Source organism: SAR202 cluster bacterium, from assembly GCA_016872355.1.
GTDB lineage: Bacteria > Chloroflexota > Dehalococcoidia > Lucifugimonadales > VGZY01 > VGZY01.
Map to the genome: position 1 here is coordinate 1 of VGZY01000062.1, position 17,010 is coordinate 17,010.

General features: G+C 62.9%; 14 protein-coding genes and 1 pseudogene. 5 read left to right on the forward strand and 10 right to left on the reverse strand.

Translation table 11 applies throughout. The annotated features are described in order from the left end of the window. Positions 1 to 195: 195 nt before the first annotated feature. From FJ319_11600 to FJ319_11620, 5 genes are all read left to right on the forward strand, one after another. Positions 196 to 1,584, forward strand: a complete 1,389-nt coding sequence (locus FJ319_11600; protein MBM3934923.1) for an exo-alpha-sialidase — start codon at positions 196 to 198, stop codon at positions 1,582 to 1,584. Positions 1,585 to 1,692: 108 nt separating this feature from the next. After that, complete coding sequence (locus tag FJ319_11605; GenBank protein MBM3934924.1) at positions 1,693 to 3,027, forward strand: exo-alpha-sialidase; 1,335 nt, start codon at positions 1,693 to 1,695, stop codon at positions 3,025 to 3,027. An 85-nt stretch (positions 3,028 to 3,112) separates the two neighbouring features. Further along, entirely contained in the window at positions 3,113 to 4,033 is a 921-nt protein-coding gene (locus tag FJ319_11610) for a hypothetical protein (protein MBM3934925.1), read from the forward strand. 4 nt (positions 4,034 to 4,037) lie between these two features. Next, positions 4,038 to 5,141, forward strand: a complete 1,104-nt coding sequence (locus FJ319_11615) for a hypothetical protein (GenBank protein ID MBM3934926.1) — start codon at positions 4,038 to 4,040, stop codon at positions 5,139 to 5,141. A 46-nt stretch (positions 5,142 to 5,187) separates the two neighbouring features. Beyond that, positions 5,188 to 7,185 carry a hypothetical protein gene (locus FJ319_11620; GenBank protein ID MBM3934927.1) on the forward strand — a complete coding sequence of 666 codons (1,998 nt, stop codon included), beginning with the start codon at positions 5,188 to 5,190 and terminating at the stop codon, positions 7,183 to 7,185. Positions 7,186 to 7,197: 12 nt separating this feature from the next. On the opposite strand, the gene FJ319_11625 is transcribed toward FJ319_11620, so the two are convergent. The 10 genes and pseudogenes from FJ319_11625 to FJ319_11670 all read right to left on the reverse strand — a co-directional run bounded on the left by FJ319_11625 (position 7,198) and on the right by FJ319_11670 (position 16,779). Next, positions 7,198 to 8,133 carry an aminotransferase class V-fold PLP-dependent enzyme gene (locus FJ319_11625; GenBank protein ID MBM3934928.1) on the reverse strand — a complete coding sequence of 312 codons (936 nt, stop codon included), beginning with the start codon at positions 8,131 to 8,133 and terminating at the stop codon, positions 7,198 to 7,200. Further along, a complete protein-coding gene (locus FJ319_11630) occupies positions 8,134 to 8,364 on the reverse strand; it encodes a hypothetical protein (GenBank protein ID MBM3934929.1) in 231 nt (76 codons plus the stop codon). Positions 8,365 to 8,547: 183 nt separating this feature from the next. Beyond that, positions 8,548 to 9,525: a dihydrodipicolinate synthase family protein gene (locus tag FJ319_11635; GenBank protein ID MBM3934930.1), complete on the reverse strand. Its 978-nt coding sequence runs from the start codon at positions 9,523 to 9,525 to the stop codon at positions 8,548 to 8,550. A gap of 163 nt (positions 9,526 to 9,688) precedes the next feature. Continuing rightward, on the reverse strand, positions 9,689 to 10,621 hold the full coding sequence (locus FJ319_11640; GenBank protein ID MBM3934931.1) for a dihydrodipicolinate synthase family protein: 933 nt from the start codon (positions 10,619 to 10,621) through the stop codon (positions 9,689 to 9,691). Between the two features lie 56 nt (positions 10,622 to 10,677). Continuing rightward, positions 10,678 to 11,622 carry a dihydrodipicolinate synthase family protein gene (locus FJ319_11645; protein ID MBM3934932.1) on the reverse strand — a complete coding sequence of 315 codons (945 nt, stop codon included), beginning with the start codon at positions 11,620 to 11,622 and terminating at the stop codon, positions 10,678 to 10,680. Continuing rightward, a complete protein-coding gene (locus tag FJ319_11650) occupies positions 11,619 to 12,332 on the reverse strand; it encodes a hypothetical protein (GenBank protein ID MBM3934933.1) in 714 nt (237 codons plus the stop codon). Before FJ319_11650 ends, FJ319_11645 begins: the two co-directional genes overlap by 4 nt. Positions 12,333 to 12,374: 42 nt before the next feature. Further along, entirely contained in the window at positions 12,375 to 13,310 is a 936-nt protein-coding gene (locus FJ319_11655; GenBank protein MBM3934934.1) for a dihydrodipicolinate synthase family protein, read from the reverse strand. 559 nt (positions 13,311 to 13,869) lie between these two features. Next, positions 13,870 to 14,925, reverse strand: coding sequence for a Gfo/Idh/MocA family oxidoreductase (locus tag FJ319_11660; protein MBM3934935.1), 1,056 nt, complete (start codon positions 14,923 to 14,925; stop codon positions 13,870 to 13,872). A 111-nt stretch (positions 14,926 to 15,036) separates the two neighbouring features. Beyond that, positions 15,037 to 15,942 (reverse strand): SMP-30/gluconolactonase/LRE family protein, encoded by a 906-nt coding sequence (locus FJ319_11665; GenBank protein MBM3934936.1) that lies wholly within the window; start codon positions 15,940 to 15,942, stop codon positions 15,037 to 15,039. Between the two features lie 9 nt (positions 15,943 to 15,951). Beyond that, positions 15,952 to 16,779 (reverse strand): annotated as a pseudogene (locus tag FJ319_11670) (hypothetical protein). Positions 16,780 to 17,010 lie beyond the last annotated feature (231 nt).

Below are 17,010 nucleotides of genomic sequence, written 5' to 3' on the forward strand. Positions count from 1 at the left end.
GCCCCTCTCCTCGCCCAAGGATCGAAAGCCGGGTCCAGATCACCCTTGGAGATCGAGACTGATTCAACCAAAACCAGTCGTACTGACAAAATCACTGAGCAGTAAGACTGACAAAGTCATTGAGCATGGACATCGTTTCTCGGCGCATAAGGATGAATTCTCGGACACCCGCAAGACACGGTGACAACCTCGGCCATGGAAGGTGTATCATGTGCCACATTCATTAGCCGAGGTCTCACTATGTCGAACGTGCCAATGACGTTGCCGCACCTGGCGCTCGCTGTTCAGGAGAACGAATTCTTTCACAACTCCACATTCGCGGAGCGGTCAGACGGTAGTATCCTCCATGCGGCCAAACAAGTCTTTACCACGTCGGCAGATGGCGGCCTTACCTGGTCAGAGCCGCACCGGAAGTACGACACGAACGGCGACATCGTCGGCGGCGACAACAACTCTCTCGTCAGGCTGGCCAGCAACGGCGTTGGGCTCGCTACATACGGTGTTGAGGACGATGCCAGGAAGGATGTTTACTGGGATATGCGCGCCCCGTATGTCAAATTCTGGCGGTCGCAGGATGGCGGCGAAACTTGGGAGCCCCCAGTTAGAATGACCGAGAAGGGCGCAGGCGCATTCATGTACCAGGATGTGCTGCTGAGGACGGCCTCCGGGCGCATCCTTATGCCGGTGTACCTGACCTATGGCCAGTACACATTCAGGACCGGCGAGGCGTGGTGGGGTACGGGAAAGCTTGTGAACGGCCACTGGGTCTCCACTGCTGCCCACTTCTCAGACCCTTCGTTTTCAACCGTCGCCGTCTATTACTCGGACGACGACGGCCGAACGTGGCAACGCAATAAGGACGGCGAGCTCGTCATCCTGCTAGATACGGCCATGGTCTTCAGCCACATTGGCGAGCCATCCGTAACCGAGGTCTATCCCGGTTGCCTGCTCATGATCTCGCGCACCGGCCTGGGCAGGCTTTTCCAGGCGTGGTCATATGACAACGGTGAGACGTGGACGCGGCCCATGCCTTCCTCGCTGGCATCGTCTCCCGCCCCGGCCCAGATCAGGACTCTTCCCAACGGCCACCTGCTGTGCGTGTGGAACCAGGAAAGCGAGGAGGAGACGCGCCGGGGCTACAACCGCACGCGCCTTTCGTCCGCCATCTCCCGCAACGGCGGGAGCGTCTGGGAATTCTTTCAGAACATTGAGTCGCTTCATGAGACGACGCGCGTAGAGCCGGGTCCCGTGAGGTTCCACTTCCCTGAAGAGCGCCACTCCGAGCCGGGCCGGCCTGCCTTCGAGCGCGACCCGTCGTACGTCCAGCCGTCCATTGCGCACGGGAGATGGTCATATCCATCGGTGCTTGTAATGAAAGACCGCGTGCTGGTTGCCCACACATATGGGATGTACGAGGAGCACCACGAGTTGGCGCAGCTCAATACCCCCGCCAGGATGCCCGACCACGCTGGTCCGAAATTCAACCAGAAGCTCAAAGTGCTGCCGCTGGAATGGTTCTACGGCGGCAAGAAGCCGGCCGACAACCCGTTCCTCAAACGCGCCCACGAGGCGGCAGTGCCATGAAGAATAGTGAATTGGGAATAGTGAATAGTGAATTATCGGACCGGGGTCATCCTGCTGTTCAATTCACTATTCACTATTCCTAATTCACTATTCGCGAACGGAGTGAGCATGCCCAACGTTCCTATGACGCTCCCGCAACTGGCGCTGAAGGTGCACGGGACGCAGTTTTTCCACTGGTCCACATTCGCCGAGCTTGAAGGCGGGCGGGTGGTGCACTTCGCCAAGGGCCATGTCACGTACTCCGATGACGGCGGGATCACGTGGACGGCGCCGTTCGAGGCGAGGGACGTGAACGGCAACCCGGTGGGCGCGTCCAAGTCCGCCCTCGTGCGACTGGACGGGAACGCCATCGGCGTGGCCGCGACGATGCAGGAAGAGCTTACCGCCGCGTTGCCGTTCATGCGCGCGTATTACCTGGCTTTCTGGCGCTCCGAAGACGGCGGCCGCACCTGGAGCGCGCCGACTCGGATCAGCGAGCCCGGCCACGGGTCCTATATCTACCAGGACGTCTTCCTTCGAACGAGCAGCGGTCGCCTCGTTTTGCCTTCCTACATCCTCTGGGGCCAGAATAGAGGCGCCGGCGAGCCCGCGTTCCCGGCATCCGGCAAACTGGTCCGCGGTCAGTGGGCGAGCACCGGCGCGCACTACTTCGACCCCCACTTCGGCACGGTCCAGGTGCACTACTCGGACGACGACGGCCGAACGTGGCGGACGAACCGCGACGGCGACATCATGGTGCTGATGGAGTCCGGCATCTGGAGCTATTGCGAGGAGCCTTCCGTTACTGAGGTCTCTCCCGGCCGCCTGCTCATGATTCACCGCACCGGCCTCGGCCGCCACTTCGTGTCCTGGTCGCACGACAACGGCGAGACGTGGACCCGACCGATGCCGACGCCGCTGGCGACCAGCACAACGCCGGCGCAGATACGCACTCTGCCGAACGGTCACCTGCTGTGCATCTGGAACCAGGAGACAGAGACCGAGGCGCGAATGGGCTACAACCGCACGCGCCTTTCGTCCGCAATCTCCCGCAATGGCGGCAGCGTGTGGGAATTTTTCCAGAATATCGAGTCACTGCACGAGACCACGCGCGTGGAGCCGGGTCCTATCCGTTACCATCATCCGGAAGAGACCCACAACGAGCCGGGCTTACCCGCCCCCGAGCGCGATGGAAGCCTGGTCCACACGGCCGCCGAGCATGGCCGGTGGTCGTACCCATCCGTGCTCGTCATGAAGGACCGCGTTCTTGTGGCGCATACGTACACGGGCTATGAGGACGATGAACATGAGGCCAGGCTCCTGCTTGTAGGCGGCGGGAGGGGCTCGGTCCCGGGATCGTTCAACCAGAAGCTCAAAGTGCTGCCGCTGGAATGGTTCTACGGCGGCAAAAAGCCGGCGGACAACCCGTTCCTGAAGTGGGCGCACGAGGCGGCGGTGTCGTGAGAATAGTGAATTATGAATAGTAAATAGTGAATTATCGGACCGGGGACCGGCTGTTCAATTCACTGTTCACTATTCATAATTCACCATTTGGGCTACGCGACCCAGGAGGAGTGTTTTGAAGGTTTACATACTTGTCGATTCCGAGGGCCAGGCAGCGATAACCCGCGAGCAGGACCCTGTTAAGGTCTATGGCCCTTGGCAGGCTGACTACAACCGCCGCAGGGCAACGGACGAGACGAAGGCGTGCGTGGAAGGCGCGCTCGCCGCCGGGGCGGCGGAGATCCTCGTCCACGACTGCGGCTTTATACGCGGCGTCAGCCCTGGCGGCCTGTTGCTGTACTACGATGAGCTCCCGCGCGGCATCAAGATCGCCATGGGCGGCGCCGCCATGCACAAGGTGCTTGCCACCGACACGTTCGACGCCGTGATATTCCTCGGTCACCATGCGATGTCCGGCACCCCGAACGCCGTGATGCCGCATACGTTCAGCGCCTCCGAGGTAGAGAACATGTGGCTGAACGGGAAGAAGATCGGCGAGATCGCAGTGGAAGCGCTGCAATTCGGCGTTTTCAACGTGCCCGTCGCGATGGTCTCTGCGGACGAGGCCGGGTGCAATGAGGCGAAGGAATGGCTGGGCGACGTCGAGGTCGCGCCTACAAAGAAGGGCCTGGGCCGTCACCAGGCTATCTCCCTCCACCCCAAGGACGCCGACGAGCTTATCCGCCGGAAGACCATCGCTGCCCTCAAGCGCGTCAAGGACTTCAAGCCTTACAGGATGCCCGGCCCGCTTGAGCTGCGCGTGGACTGCTACATGGAAGACCAGGCGGACCTCCGGGCGAAGATGCCTCTCACGGAACGCATCGGCCCTAAGAGCGTCCGCATCCGGACCCAGAACCCCCTCGAGCTTACCTACCAGATGACCGCCGCAGGCTCCTGGAGCTGGCTGGGAGGGGGGGAGACAAGGTCCATCCCGCCGTGCTGGCCTATGAGGAAATGGAGAGGCTGAAGTTTTGAAGATAACTTCCCTTGAGCTGGCCGGAATCAAGTCCACACGCGAGATGGGCAAGTCCGGCCCGTCCGACCCGAAAAAGGCGGTCTCGTACCACGTCGTCGTCTTTCTGAAGACGGACGCGGGCATAACCGGGCTCGGCGAGATGTCGGATGTCAATTTCCCGGTCACCCGCGACACCGTGGCGGCGCTAAAGGGGAAGCTGGAGCCAATTCTTGTGGGCCAGTCTCCCCACGACCTCACGAAGGTGCAGACGGCCCTCCGCACCCAGAAGTGGCAGCACCAGGTGCTCTGCGGGATAGACATCGCCCTCCACGACGCCGTCGCGAAGTCATTCGGCGTGCCGGTTTACCGGATGCTGGGCGGCAAGGTCAGGGACCGCATTCCGTTCTGCTACCCGCTGGCCACCTGCAAGACCGCCGAGGACGTGGCCGCGAACCTGGGCCGTATCGAGCGCGTCACGGCCATGGGCCACATGGCCTTCCGCTACTACTTCGGCGCGGACCTGGATATGGACGAGCGCCTGCTCGAGCAGATGCGCCGCCGCTGGGGCGACGCCATCGAGCTCTCCGCGCTCGACGCCTCCGGCTGGCTGGACGTCGAAACGGCAATCACGGCCACCAACCGCCTGGCGCCCTACCGGCCGGTGCTGGTGGAGTCGCCGGTAAAGGGCCGCCACAACGCGCCCACGCAGGACTTCCTGGCCGTCAAGCTCGCCACAAAGGTGCCCATGGGCGAGCACATCGTCGATTTCGCCGTCGCTACGAGGCTCGGCGGCGCCGGCGCGGTGGACGTGTGGAACATCGGCATCGGGTATGAGGGTATCACCTTCTGCCGCAAGCTCTTCGCCCTGGCCGAGGCCTACGGGGTGAAGACTCTGCTGGGCAGCACCGTCGAGATGCAGATCGGCACCGCCGCGCGCGCCCACACGGCGGCGTCCATGCCCAACCTTCACCTCACGTGCTATCCCGCCGGCCCGCTCGTCTACCAGGAGAGCTACTCCCGGCAGCCGGTGCAGTATGATCAGGGCCACACCGTCGTCCCGGACGGCCCCGGCGTCGGCGTGGAGATAGACATGGAGAAGCTGGAGAAGCTGGCCGTTTAGCACCAGAATCCGACAATTGTGAGGTCAACACATGACGCACGCCAATATGCCGGCAATGTCCACCATACGCGCAACGGAGATCAAGCCGCCTCCTGCGTGGGCGCTCCTGCAGCGCCAGCTAATCGCTGTGCAGGAAGAGGCCGCCCGGCAGTTCGTCGCAAAGTACTGCCACCCCAACGGCCGCATCTTCTACATCCAGGACGTGGACGACGTCTACGAGATCTTCTACAACTGGGGCCTCTTCTACGCCATCGGCGGGGATGAGAGCATCTGGAAGGCGGCGCTGAAGGCGTGGAACGCCACGACGCGTTACTTCGACGACTCCACCCCACGCGACCACCGCGAGCCGGCGCACCCCGCCTTCCGCCCGCAGCTCCACAACGAGTACTACAACCAGGCGGGTCCATGCGACTGGTTCCACATGGGCGAAGGCAACATGGCGTTCTACGACATGGGCGTGGCAGACCCCACCATCGCCGAGAACGCGCGGCGCGCGCAGCGCTTCGCCGCCATGTACATGGGCGAAGACCCCGAAGCGCCCAACTACGACCCGAAGTACAAGATCATCCGCTCTCCCTTCCACAGCAGCGTCGGCCCCATGTTCCACATGGACCTGTCCCGCGTGAAGGCCTACCTCGACCCCTGGTACCGCCTGACCGGGCAGGGCATCTTTGGCTTTGCCCAGCGGTCCAACCTCCACCCGGTGGTAAAGGACCTTGAGGAGGACTGGTTCGAAGACCCCAAGCGCCGCGAGGAGATTCTGAAGATCTTCTCCGAGGTGGTGCTGGATGGCGACGTTGCGGATAACCTGGCCGCGACCGCGCTCGTGACCAACGCTTACCTGTACACAGGCAACGAGCGCTTCAAACGATGGGTGCTCGAGTACACGGACGCCTGGCTTGAGCGTCTGCGCCAGAACAACGGCATCCTGCCCGACAACATCGGCCCGCACGGCAAGGTAGGGGAGAAGCGCGGAGGGCAGTGGTGGGGCGGCCTGTACGGATGGAACAGCCGGTGGGCCGGCGACCACAACTTCATCAGCGCAACCATCGCCGCCGAGTGCGCCGTGCTGCTCACCGGCGACTTCAAATACATGGAGCTCATGCGCTCCCAGATCAAAGTCCTTCTGGATAACGCCAGGGTGGAGCCTGACGGGCAGGTGCTTGCGCCCCGGCGAATGACCGAGGAAGGCTGGTCGGAGTACGAGCCCGTCAAGATACTGGAGTTGGCCCACGTGTGGCACGCCACGCTGTCGAAGGAAGACCGCGACCTGATGGCCCGTATACGCGAGGGCGACAAGCAGCGGAACTGGAACGATGTGAAGCCGGAGCCGGGCCGCCGGGGCGGAAACCTGGAGCTCGCGCGGTTCCAGTACTACGACGGCATGCTGCCGGACTGGCCGGAAAAGGTGCTCCACGCCGAGCTGGAGTACGCCCAGGTCGCCCTCGCCCAGATACAGGCCGACAAGCGGGACCTCGAGACGATAGTGAAGGACAACCGCTTCCCGCCGCACAACCCCAAAACGCCGGACAGGACCGCATACGGCGGCGAGAACGCCAACCCCGTCCGCACCGTCGGCCTCACCCAGGTCACGATGGGCGCGCCCCGCAGCCTGTACAACGGCGGCCTGCTGCGTGCGACGGTGCGCTACTACGATGCCGACCGCACGCGCCCCGGCCTCCCGCCGGACGTGTCAGCGCTGGTGGACGCCCTCTCGGCCGACAAGGTGGGCATCCATCTCGTGAACACCAGCCCAACCGAGACCCGCCGCCTCATCGTCCAGGCCGGCGCGTTCGGAGAGCACCTCTTTACAGACGTGACCTACCAGGCCGCCCAGCGCAAGGAGAGCATCCTGAACCCGTTCGGCTACGTGGCCGAGAAGGTAGCGTTCAAGGAAGCGCGAGTGAAGGTCGAGGGCAAGTACTTCGCCGTGGATCTGCCGCCGATGGCGTCTGTGCGGGTGGAGGCAGGGATGGCGCGTTTCGTGAACAAGCCGTCGTACGCCCACCCGTGGCACGGCGACCGCCTGCCCCTGAGGCAGTAGGCGGAGCGGCGACTACGCCCCCGCCACCTTGCGCACGGTCCACGCCAGCTTGCCGACCTCTTCTTCCGTGTTGAAGAAGTGGCAGGAGACCCGCACGGCGGCGGGGTAGGGCACCTTGCGGACGAGGATATTGTGCCCGCCCCAGAGCCTGGCGACCAGGTCCGAAGGCACCATCCCATTCAGGGTGAAGGTCACGAGCCCCGTGCACTCCGGGCCTTCGAATCGTGATGTGACGGTCACGCCTGGGATGGCGAGGAGCTGCGCCCGCAGCCCTGCCGCCAGCGCGAGGTTGCGGCGTTCGACGTTCTCGATGCCGAACGACGTTACGAAGCGCAGTCCCTCGATGTAACCTGCCCGCAGCGGCGCGCTGGTTGTGCTTGCCCCGAACTTGGCCGCGTCCTTTGTCCTGAGCTTGTGGCCCGCCGGGAACTCGAACGCCTCAATCGACTCGTAGCCAGCGGCGTTCGACTGTATCTGAAGGGCCATCTCTTTTCGGACGTAAAGCGCGCCCGTACCGTCAGGCCCAAGCAGCCACTTTTGGCCGGGCATCGCATAAGCGTCGCAACCGATGTCGCGCGCGTCCACGGGAATGTGCCCGGCCGCCTGCGCCCCGTCCACCAGGTACCACAGCGCACGCGAGCGGGCCAGCCTGCCGATCTCCCTTACCGGCATTCGCAGACCGCTGGAGTACTGGACATGGCTGATGAAGACCATTCGCGTGCTGGGCGTCACCGCCGCCGCGAATTTCCGCGCTATGGTCAGCTGAGTATCGTCCGTCGACACCTGCACCACCCTCAGCTTTACACCGCGGTTAAGGCTTGCAAGAAGAATCGGCGCGGTGATTGAAACGTGCTCGAGGTCGCAGGTTATCACCTCGTCTCCGGGCTCCCAAGGCAGGCCGGACATCACGATGTTGATGCCCTCGGTGGTGTTCTGAGTCAGGAGCACCTACTCCGAAGCGCATCCCAGCAGGCCCGCCGTCGCCTCCCGCGCCCGCTTCATCACCGCCTGTCCGCCCTCCACCACGTCCAGCGCCGTCCGTGCGCCAAACTGCTCCATCTCCATCCGCTCCCGCACAGCGTCCACCACCGAGACCGGCGACGGCCCGGCCCACCCGGTATTCAGATACGTCATTTTCTGCGTGGTCGGTATCTGCGCGCGTATTGCGGCGATGTCCATTAGCGATACCTCCGAAGCTCTTCGGTAGGGGCGGGTCTCAAACCCGAACCTATCGGGATCCGTTCCACCGGGTGTCAGCCACCAAAACGACCCGCCGACAAAGCCGTAGAGGGAACTCACAGGTTCCCTCTACGCATACAATGCCCTATCTCTGGCCTACTACTAACCACCAACTACCAACTACTACTTCGCCTTGGCCACAAGCTCCTTCGCCTTCTCCAGCAGCTTGGACATCTCCTTACGGATTTCCGGCGTGGCGGTATCCGTGCGCGAGGGCAGGCGGGAGACGCCGCCCTTGAGTCCCGCTGCGTCCATCCAGGGCTTCACGAACACACCCTCGCCGGAGGTCTGGCCGAGGATCTTCATGTTGAGCTTCCAGTACGGGTCCTCGAAGGCGCTGTGCAGCGCGTCGGCCTCCTGGAACTTGCCGGCGGTGAGCAGCTCGTGCACCTTCCAAGAGTGCTGCGGGTAGAAGTTGGGAACGTGGCTGACCCACGCCTTCGCGCCCAGCATGTACCCGTAGGTGACCAGCGGGCCGTTGTTGACCACGCCCGCGCGCGGGATGAAGTACTTCAGGCCGGCGATGTAGTTCGGCAGGTTAGGGGAGGCCCACTTCACCGCGACGGTGTTGGGTATCTCCATCAGCTTCTCGGCCACTTCCATCGTCATGTCGTACTTGGAGCCGCTGTACCAGTGGCTGTAGGCCGCGAAGCCCACCTTCGTGTGCTTGGAGACCTCCTTGACCCACGCGATGTAGTCTTCCTGCTTCACGTCGTAGTAGTACGCCGAGCTCATCTGCACGATGTCGATTCCGACCTTCTCGCAGTGCTGGCAGAGGTCGATCGTGGTGCGGATATCCGTGCTCTGTACGCTGGCGAATGTGGGGATGCGATACCGGTTGGCGATCTCGGCTGTCGCCTTGATGACCGCCTTGCGCTCCTCAACGGTCTGCACCGTGAAGTCCCCGCCCGATCCGCAGGCGATGAACACGGTGTTGCCCGGCTTGGCGCCCTCGTCAACGATCCACTGGATGTTCCTCTGTGTGGTGTCGATGTCAAGGTCGCCGTTGTCCTTGAAGGCCGTCGCAAGGGGAATGACGACGCCGTTCATCATCTGCTTCGCTTGAGCTACTGTAATCACCTTGTGCTCCTCCTGAGTCATATCAACGTTTCTTGCTGCGGCGCATTATAGCAAACCCGCCAGCCTTCTCATCTCCCCCTCAGGGGCCCCGATTTCACCGGGGTGGCTGACAGAGAGGGTGCCGGCTGTTCGCCTTGCCGACTGCCCACTGCTCACTGCTCACTGCTCACTGCTAACTGCCTTCCTACGCCACCACCGGCCAGCCGAAGCTGATCAGCAGCTTGCGCAGGTCCGCCGTCTCCTCCGGGCTGAGCGGCAGCGACGGCGGGCGCGACACTCCCATAGGCCTGCCCAGCAGCGCCATCATCGCTTTCTTGAGCCGGCCCTGACCACCGTTCGTCTGGCGGATGCGGGTGTAGAAGTCCCAGAGCGGCTTTTCCACGGCGTTGTACTCCGCCTGCGCCTCGTCGTACCGCTTCGCTTCCAGCAGGTCCCACACCTTGAAGCTGTGCTCGGGGTGCACGTCAGTGCTGTTCTGTACGAACCCGCAGCCGCCCAGCTTGTGGTTGAGCACTGGCTGGCGGCGATTGTCGATAATGTTGAAGTGGCCGGCCAGCTCGTAAATCGCCTCGTAAGGCACGCCCGCGGGCGGCCCCCACTTGATGCCGATAACCTTCTCGAAGTCGTACATCTTCTTGAAGATCTCCGGCATGATGTCGCCGCCGGGCATCCCTGCGCGACAGTAGATCAGGATGCCGATATCGATCGCGTTGGAAAGTGCCTCAAAGTGGCGAAGGTTGTCAGCATCCGTGGGCGCATTGAATACCGGCGGCGATATCTGCAGGCCGATCGCGCCCAGGTCCTGCGCGCGCTTCGCGTCTTCTATGCAGCGCTTGGTGTCCTTGTAATGCAGTCCGGCCACAACCGCCGCCTTCCCGTCGGAGGCCTGCACCACGGTGCGGAGCAGGGCGGGCCACTCCGTATCGCGAAGCTGCGGCCCTTCGCCCATGGCGGCGGCCACCTTGATGGCGGTGCGGCCCTTCACCAGGCCGTTCGCAACCCACCAGCGGGTAAGCTCGGCCATGCGGCCCAGGTCCACCTCGAAGTCCTTGTCGAAGGCCGTCGGCACCGTCGCTATCGGGCCGCGAATCAACCGGCGAAGCTCGTTTCTATCCATTTGTTCCCTTCCTGCACCGTCTTGTCACCGGCTGTCCACTAACTTCCAACGTCTAACTACCAACTACCGGCCTTCGTCACGGGCCAGCCGAAGCCGGCGAGCAGCCTGTGCACCTCTGCCAGTTCTTGCCGCGTGGCGGGAGCCGACGGCGCGCGCGAGGAGCCGATGGGGTTACCCATCGCTGCCATCATTGCCTTTTTCATCCGCGCCTGGCCGCCGGAGTACTTCATCATCTTGGCTATCTGCTCGCGGAGCGGCTTGTAGACGGGCTCCCACATCGCCTCGGCCTCGGCGTAATTCTTCGCCTCCAGGAGGTCCCAAACCTTCAGGTCGAACTGAGGGTAGATGTCGCACGTCCAGTTGATGAACCCGCGCGCCCCCAGCTTGTGCGCCCGGACCGGCTGGGTGGTGTTGTCGATGATGTTGAGAGATTTCGCCACGTCGGATATCTGGTCGTACTCCTCGCCCTTCGGCGGCGTCCACTTGATGCCCACGACGCTTTCGAGGGCGGTCATCTTGCGGATCGTGTCCGGGTCTATGGCGCCGTTATGGTATCCCGGGACCGTGTAGACGAGGATGGGGATTTTCACGGCGTTTGACACATCCGTGTAGTGGCGGAGGATGTCTGTCTGAGTGGAGTCGTTGATGAAAGGCGTGTTTATCTGCACGCCGTCCGCGCCCAGGTCCAGCGCCTTCCTGCAGTCTTCGATCGTGCGGACGGTGTCTTTGAAATGAATGCCGCAGTACACGGTCGCCTTCCCGTTCGCGGCCTGCACGGCCGTCCGGAGCAGCAGCGGCCACTCTGTGTCGCTGAGCTGGGGACCTTCGCCCATCGCGGCGGCTACCTTAATGACGGCGCGCCCTCGCACCAGGCCGTTCGCGACCCACCACCTCACCATCTCGGCCATGCGGCCGTAGTCCACCTCGTAGTCTTTGTCGAAGGGCGTCCCGACGGTGGCTATCGGCCCCACGAGCAGCTTCTTTGCCTCTGCGCGGTTCATCTCTTGTCCTTTCCGGCCTGCTTGGACTGGAGCGACATCCGGCCCCGGTCGCTCGGCGTCATGAACTCGTCGAACTTCGCGACGAACTCCGCCAGTGACGCCTCGACGGTCGCGGCGGTCGTGTCGATCACCATCTTGTTCTTGAAATGCGACGCCTCGAACTGCTCCTCGAATTTGCCAAGGATGTACTCAACGTCTGCGTCCCGGACGACCGGGTACTCTCGCGGCTCTGCTTCCATACGCCGGCGGATGACCTCCGGCGACGCCTTTACCAGCACGTGCACGGCGTCCGGCGCCTTCTCCATCACCTCGCGTTCAACGCGGCGGGCGAGGTACTCGCGGTCTTCAGTCGTCCCCTTGTGGCCGTAGTCGTAGTACTTCGGCCCGTATATCGCGTCGTCAATCGCCCAGCCGATCATCTGGTGGTCCGGACGGGCATAGAACGACTTCTTGTTGAGGTGGTACTCGATGTTGTACCGGCTGAACATCGCCTTCAGGTTTGGCGTCAGGCCCATGAATGCACGCTTGTCCTCGTCCGTCATCTTGACGTCCGTAGTGCCCTCAAGCGCCGCATCCTTGATGTCCGGCAGCTTCCAGTGGTCGTGGAAGTTGTACTTCCCCGGCCCGAGCGTCCTCTCCGCCCACGCCGCAATCGCCTTCGAAAGCGTCGTTGTCCCCGAGTACTCACACCCGGTCAGAAACAGCCTCATATACGTCCTCTGTCTTGCCGACTACTAACTACCTACTACCAACTACCCTTTAACCGGCCATCCCCAGCTCTTCACCAGATTCCTCAGGTCCGCCAGCTCCGCGTCGTCCAGCGGAAGCGTCGGCGGGCGGGAGTCGCCCACGTCCTGGCCCATGATCTTCATGAGCCCCTTCACGACGCGCGCCTCGCCGTTGGATCGCCAGTTGGAGTGGCGGGTGTAGTAGTCGTAGAGCTTGATCGTCACGCTGTCCCAGAGCGCCTGGGCCTCGTCGTACTTCTTCGCCTCCAGGAGGTCCCACACATTGAGGTCGTGGGGTTGGTAAGCGGCAAGCGTCTCGTTGATGAAGCCGCGCCCGCCGAGCTTGTGGCAGCGGACGGGGTTAGGGCCGTTCTCGATTACGTTGAAGATATGCGCGAACTTTGTCATATCCTCGTACTTCATGTCCTTGGGCACGCCCCACTTGATCGCGACGACCTGCTCGAAGTCGGCCATCTTCATGAACGTATCGACCTCGATGCGGCCGCCCGGCCACCAGTGCGTATGGTAGATCATGATGCCGATGTCGATGGCCTTCGAGATTGCCTCGTAGTGCCGCAGGATGTCGTCCTGCGTGGGGTGGCTCATGATGGGCGGCGAGATCTGGAGGCCGATAGCGCCGAGGTCCTGGGCGCGCTTGGCATCCTCGATGGTCCGCAGCGTGTCCTTGTAGTGCAGGCCGTGCACAATTGCGGCCTTGCCGTCCGCCGCGTTCACGACGGTGCGTAGCAGCGCTGGCCACTCGTCGTCGCGCAGCATAAAGCCCTCGCCCATGGCGGCGGCGACCTTGATGACTGCGCGTCCCTTGACCACGCCGTTGGCGACCCACCACTTCGTAAGGTCGTACATCCGCCCATAGTCCACGTGGTACTCGGAGTCAAACGGCGTCGGCACCGTGGCGATGGGGCCGAGGATAAGCTTCTTTAGTTCGTTGCGGTTCATGGTGGTTATCCTAAGTTCTTTCAGAGTCGGCGGCTGTCCATTTTGTAAGCGTGTAAGCGCCGGGACTCGCCATTCGATTGGGTCCTCAGACCATCCCCTAACCCCTTCCTGCCTTCGGCGGAAGGGGAAAGAATCGACAAAGAATCTGGGGCTCCGCCCCAGACCCCGTTTCAGGGCTTCGCCCTCAGACTCCCGTGCAGGCGGCGTAGCCGCCTGCCTCAGGACCCCTTCCGTCCCAGGGAAGGCCCTTAGATCCCGATGAGTCTTCGAATCGGGAGGCAGTGGTTAGGTGGATCGAGGGCTGTTCTGCCTCGTTCCTCTCCCGTCCCTGTATCTCTCCCTCAGGGAGAGATGTCGCGATGCCCCATCGGGACAGAGAGGGTGTTGCCTTCGGATCGAAGGCTGTTCCTCCTCTCCCTTGAGGGAGAGGCCTACGGGGCCTTGTCCGTAGGGTGAGGGCTGCGGCTGTTCCTGCCCCATTCGTACCTCCCTTGACGGTAGAGGATGTCGCGCCAGCGACAGGTGAGGGTGACGGCCGCTGCACCCAGTCCCCAGCCCCTCACAGAGGCAGCGCGATCTTCTCCCCCCTCTGGGCGCTCCGTGTCACTGCCTCTGCGAACTCCATGTAAAGGAGGCCGGTCTCGAAGGTGTTCATCAATATCGGCTCCTTGCCTCGGATGGCGTTGATGAACTCTTCCTCGGCGCGCCACTTGTAGGCCTTCTTCTCGTCGATTGGCAGCTCGGCAACCGCAGTTGTACCGCGCTTGCCGCCGTAAATCTTGCTCGTCGTCATGTCGATGCGGGCAGTGCCGTTGCAGCCGAATATCCAGATGTCGCTGGGGCCCAGGCCGGTGACCTCGCTGACGCGCATATGCAGCGTTGGGCCGCTGTACATCTCGGCGATGACCTCCACGTGGTCAGGGATCGTAACGACGCGGCGCGAGCCAGCGGGGTCCTTGCGCTCCTTAACGTGCGTGCGCGTGATCGCCAACACGCTGGACGCCGGGCCGATCCATCGCATGAGGCACTCGTACCACGCGCCCATGAGCATGATGTTCATGCCGGAGAGGTCGCGGTCGTGCCGCCACGCAAACGGCACCTCGCGGTTAATGAAGCCGCCCGGGGAAAGCTCCGGCTGGTAGGCCGAGATGGAGCAGTCCACCGCGTAGATATCGCCGAAGTACCCTTCCGCGATGAGGTCCTTGATCGCGTTGTCCACCCGGAAGGTGAACGGCGCGGGGACGACCTGCGCTATGAGTTTTGGCTTGAAGCGCTGCGCCTCAACCATGTCGCGCGCCTCCTCGGCGTTCATCGCCAGGCGCGCCTCGGTGAGGACGTGCTTGTTGGACTCCAGCGCCGCGAGCACGAGCGGCATGTGCATATACGGCCACGTGCCTATGCAGATGGCGTCGGTGTCGTCCGACGCGATAAGCTCATAAGGGTCCTCGTACACCGTCTTGAGCCCGACCTCCTGCGCCACTTTCTGGCCGGACTCCTTGGAGCGGTTGGCGACGCTCACGAGCTCAACGCCCTTGATCACTTTGAAGCCCGGAATGTGCTTCTTGACGGTGTTCTTGCCTGCGCCGACGAAGCCGATGCGAATCGTGTCTGTCATGAAATTGTGGTCCTGGGTTTGAATGTAGAGACGACCCTCCGGGGCGTCTCTGTTCCTGCCTGGAATAACGGTAGCGAATGCCCGGCAATGAGACGCCCCGGAGGGTCGTCTCTACGGGGTCGCCGGAAACAGCACGCGGCCCTTGCGGTTGGTGCGCACGCGGAACAGGTATCCTTCGATCGTCGTGACGTACAGCGTCATGAGGTCGTCCTCTGCCCAGGCGCAGTTCGTGGGACGGTCCACCGGCACCTCGTGCCGCTCCAATACCTTCCCGTCAGGCGAGAAGACGTAGATCGACGGGCCCGACCCGCCCGCCTTCCAGCCTGCTGTGGCGACGATGTTGCCCTGGGTGTCCAGCTTCATCCCGTCGATACCGCGGTCCGGCCAGAAGTCGTGGAGGACACGGAATTTGCCGAGCGACCTGTCCGGGTTGACGGGGTAGGCGCGCAGCTCCTTCTTCTCGGTCTTCTCGCGGCCGCTCTGCGCCACGTACAGGGTCTTGTAGTCCAGGGAGAAGAGGATGCCGTTCGGGCGCGTCGTGTCGAAAGTAACGCGCGTGCAGGAATCGCCGCCGTGCGGCCGCGGGTCCAACCGGTATACGGAATCGTGCTCGATGTCCTTGTTCGCGCGCGTCTCGCTCTCCGGCCCGGCCGCGCCCTCGTAGTAGGGGTCCGTGAACCAGATTCTCCCGTCAGGATGTATCGCCAGGTCGTTCGGGAAGTTTAGCCGCTTGCCCTCGTAGCCGTTCACTAGCGCCGTTACGCTGCCGTCCGCCTCGTACCGCACCACGCGCCTGCCGCCGCCCTCGCAGGCGTGGAGGCGGCCCTGCGCGTCGAACATGAGCCCGTTTGCGTAGTTCGTGTTCTCGCGGAAGACAGTCGACATCTTCCGCTTCGGGTCGTACCTGTAGATCCGCTGCGCGGGGATGTGACTGAACAGCAGCCCGCTGCCGTCCCACTGCGGCCCCTCGGTCACGCCGCCGTAAGGCCCATCCACCTGCTCAAACTTCCATGCCATATGGGACTCCTATATCACTTCCTTCGATTCGCCTACCTTTGCCGATTTCGCGCCGGTGAGCTGTTCGCCCACGGCCCTTATCGCCCCAAACTCGTCGCGGAAGGCATTGTGAAGGCTGCGGGCGTCAGTGCTGTACAGGACGAAGCGCGCGCCCTCGCGGAGCCACTTCTGCGTCTGCGGGATGGTCTGGTGGTGCACGAGCGTCGGGATATTCGCCTGCCTGCTGAGGCGGATGATCGTCCGCACCGCCTACTCGTACCTGGGGTCGTCGTACTTGTCGGGAATGCCCAGCGATATCGAGAGGTCGTTGGGGCCCACGAAGATCGCGTCGATGCCCTTCACCTTGAGGATGTTCGGCAAGTTCTCGATCGCCGGGACGCTCTCGATGCCGACGATGCAGACGTTGTTCTTGTTCTTGTCTTCGAGATACTTCTTGCTGGCCTCGCTCGGCAGATCGCCCGTTTCCACGGCTTTCCGCGCCAGCGCGCCCTGCAGCGGCCTCCACTTCGTCGCCGCGACGACTTCCATCACCTCGTCCACCGTCTCGCAGTACGGCGCAAGGACGCCGTGCGAGCCCGCGTCCACGGCCATAGTGACGTAATGGGAGTCGGGGATACGGATGCGGACGATTGGGCAAATGCCCGACGGCAGCATGGATGCCATGAGGTCCGCCATCTCGGTGCGGTCGCGCGGCGTGTGCTCGGAATCGATGATCACATAGTCGAGCCCGAAGCCGGCGACGGGCACAGCCCAGCGCGGGTTTCTGATCATGCTCAGCATCGTGCCGTAGACGATGCCGCCGGACTGCACCTTCTGCTTGAGCTCGTAGCCGTTCATCGCTCCTCCGGTCTCGCCGTCAATTGGGCCTCCGGCAAGCTGCGCCGGACCGCCTGACTGATTGTAGCCGCATCGTGGGAAGTGTCAAGCCTGCGGCTTGGTAGTGTCTTTGCTCAGTGATATTGTCAGTAGGTAACTGCTCAGTGAATATGTCAGTCCATGAGAGGACTACATTTGACCGAGCGAGAAGCGAAGAGAGCACAGATACTGAACCTTGTTCTGGAGGGGCGT

Coding starts and splice junctions, on each gene's coding strand:
- FJ319_11635 (MBM3934930.1), bottom strand. CDS start 9,525: ATGACTCAGGAGGAGCACAAGGTGATTACAGTAGCTCAAGCGAAGCAG.
- FJ319_11665 (MBM3934936.1), bottom strand. CDS start 15,942: ATGGCATGGAAGTTTGAGCAGGTGGATGGGCCTTACGGCGGCGTGACC.
- FJ319_11660 (MBM3934935.1), bottom strand. CDS start 14,925: ATGACAGACACGATTCGCATCGGCTTCGTCGGCGCAGGCAAGAACACC.
- FJ319_11655 (MBM3934934.1), bottom strand. CDS start 13,310: ATGAACCGCAACGAACTAAAGAAGCTTATCCTCGGCCCCATCGCCACG.
- FJ319_11630 (MBM3934929.1), bottom strand. CDS start 8,364: ATGGACATCGCCGCAATACGCGCGCAGATACCGACCACGCAGAAAATG.
- FJ319_11650 (MBM3934933.1), bottom strand. CDS start 12,332: ATGAGGCTGTTTCTGACCGGGTGTGAGTACTCGGGGACAACGACGCTT.
- FJ319_11605 (MBM3934924.1), top strand. CDS start 1,693: ATGCCCAACGTTCCTATGACGCTCCCGCAACTGGCGCTGAAGGTGCAC.
- FJ319_11640 (MBM3934931.1), bottom strand. CDS start 10,621: ATGGATAGAAACGAGCTTCGCCGGTTGATTCGCGGCCCGATAGCGACG.
- FJ319_11645 (MBM3934932.1), bottom strand. CDS start 11,622: ATGAACCGCGCAGAGGCAAAGAAGCTGCTCGTGGGGCCGATAGCCACC.
- FJ319_11600 (MBM3934923.1), top strand. CDS start 196: ATGGAAGGTGTATCATGTGCCACATTCATTAGCCGAGGTCTCACTATG.
- FJ319_11620 (MBM3934927.1), top strand. CDS start 5,188: ATGCCGGCAATGTCCACCATACGCGCAACGGAGATCAAGCCGCCTCCT.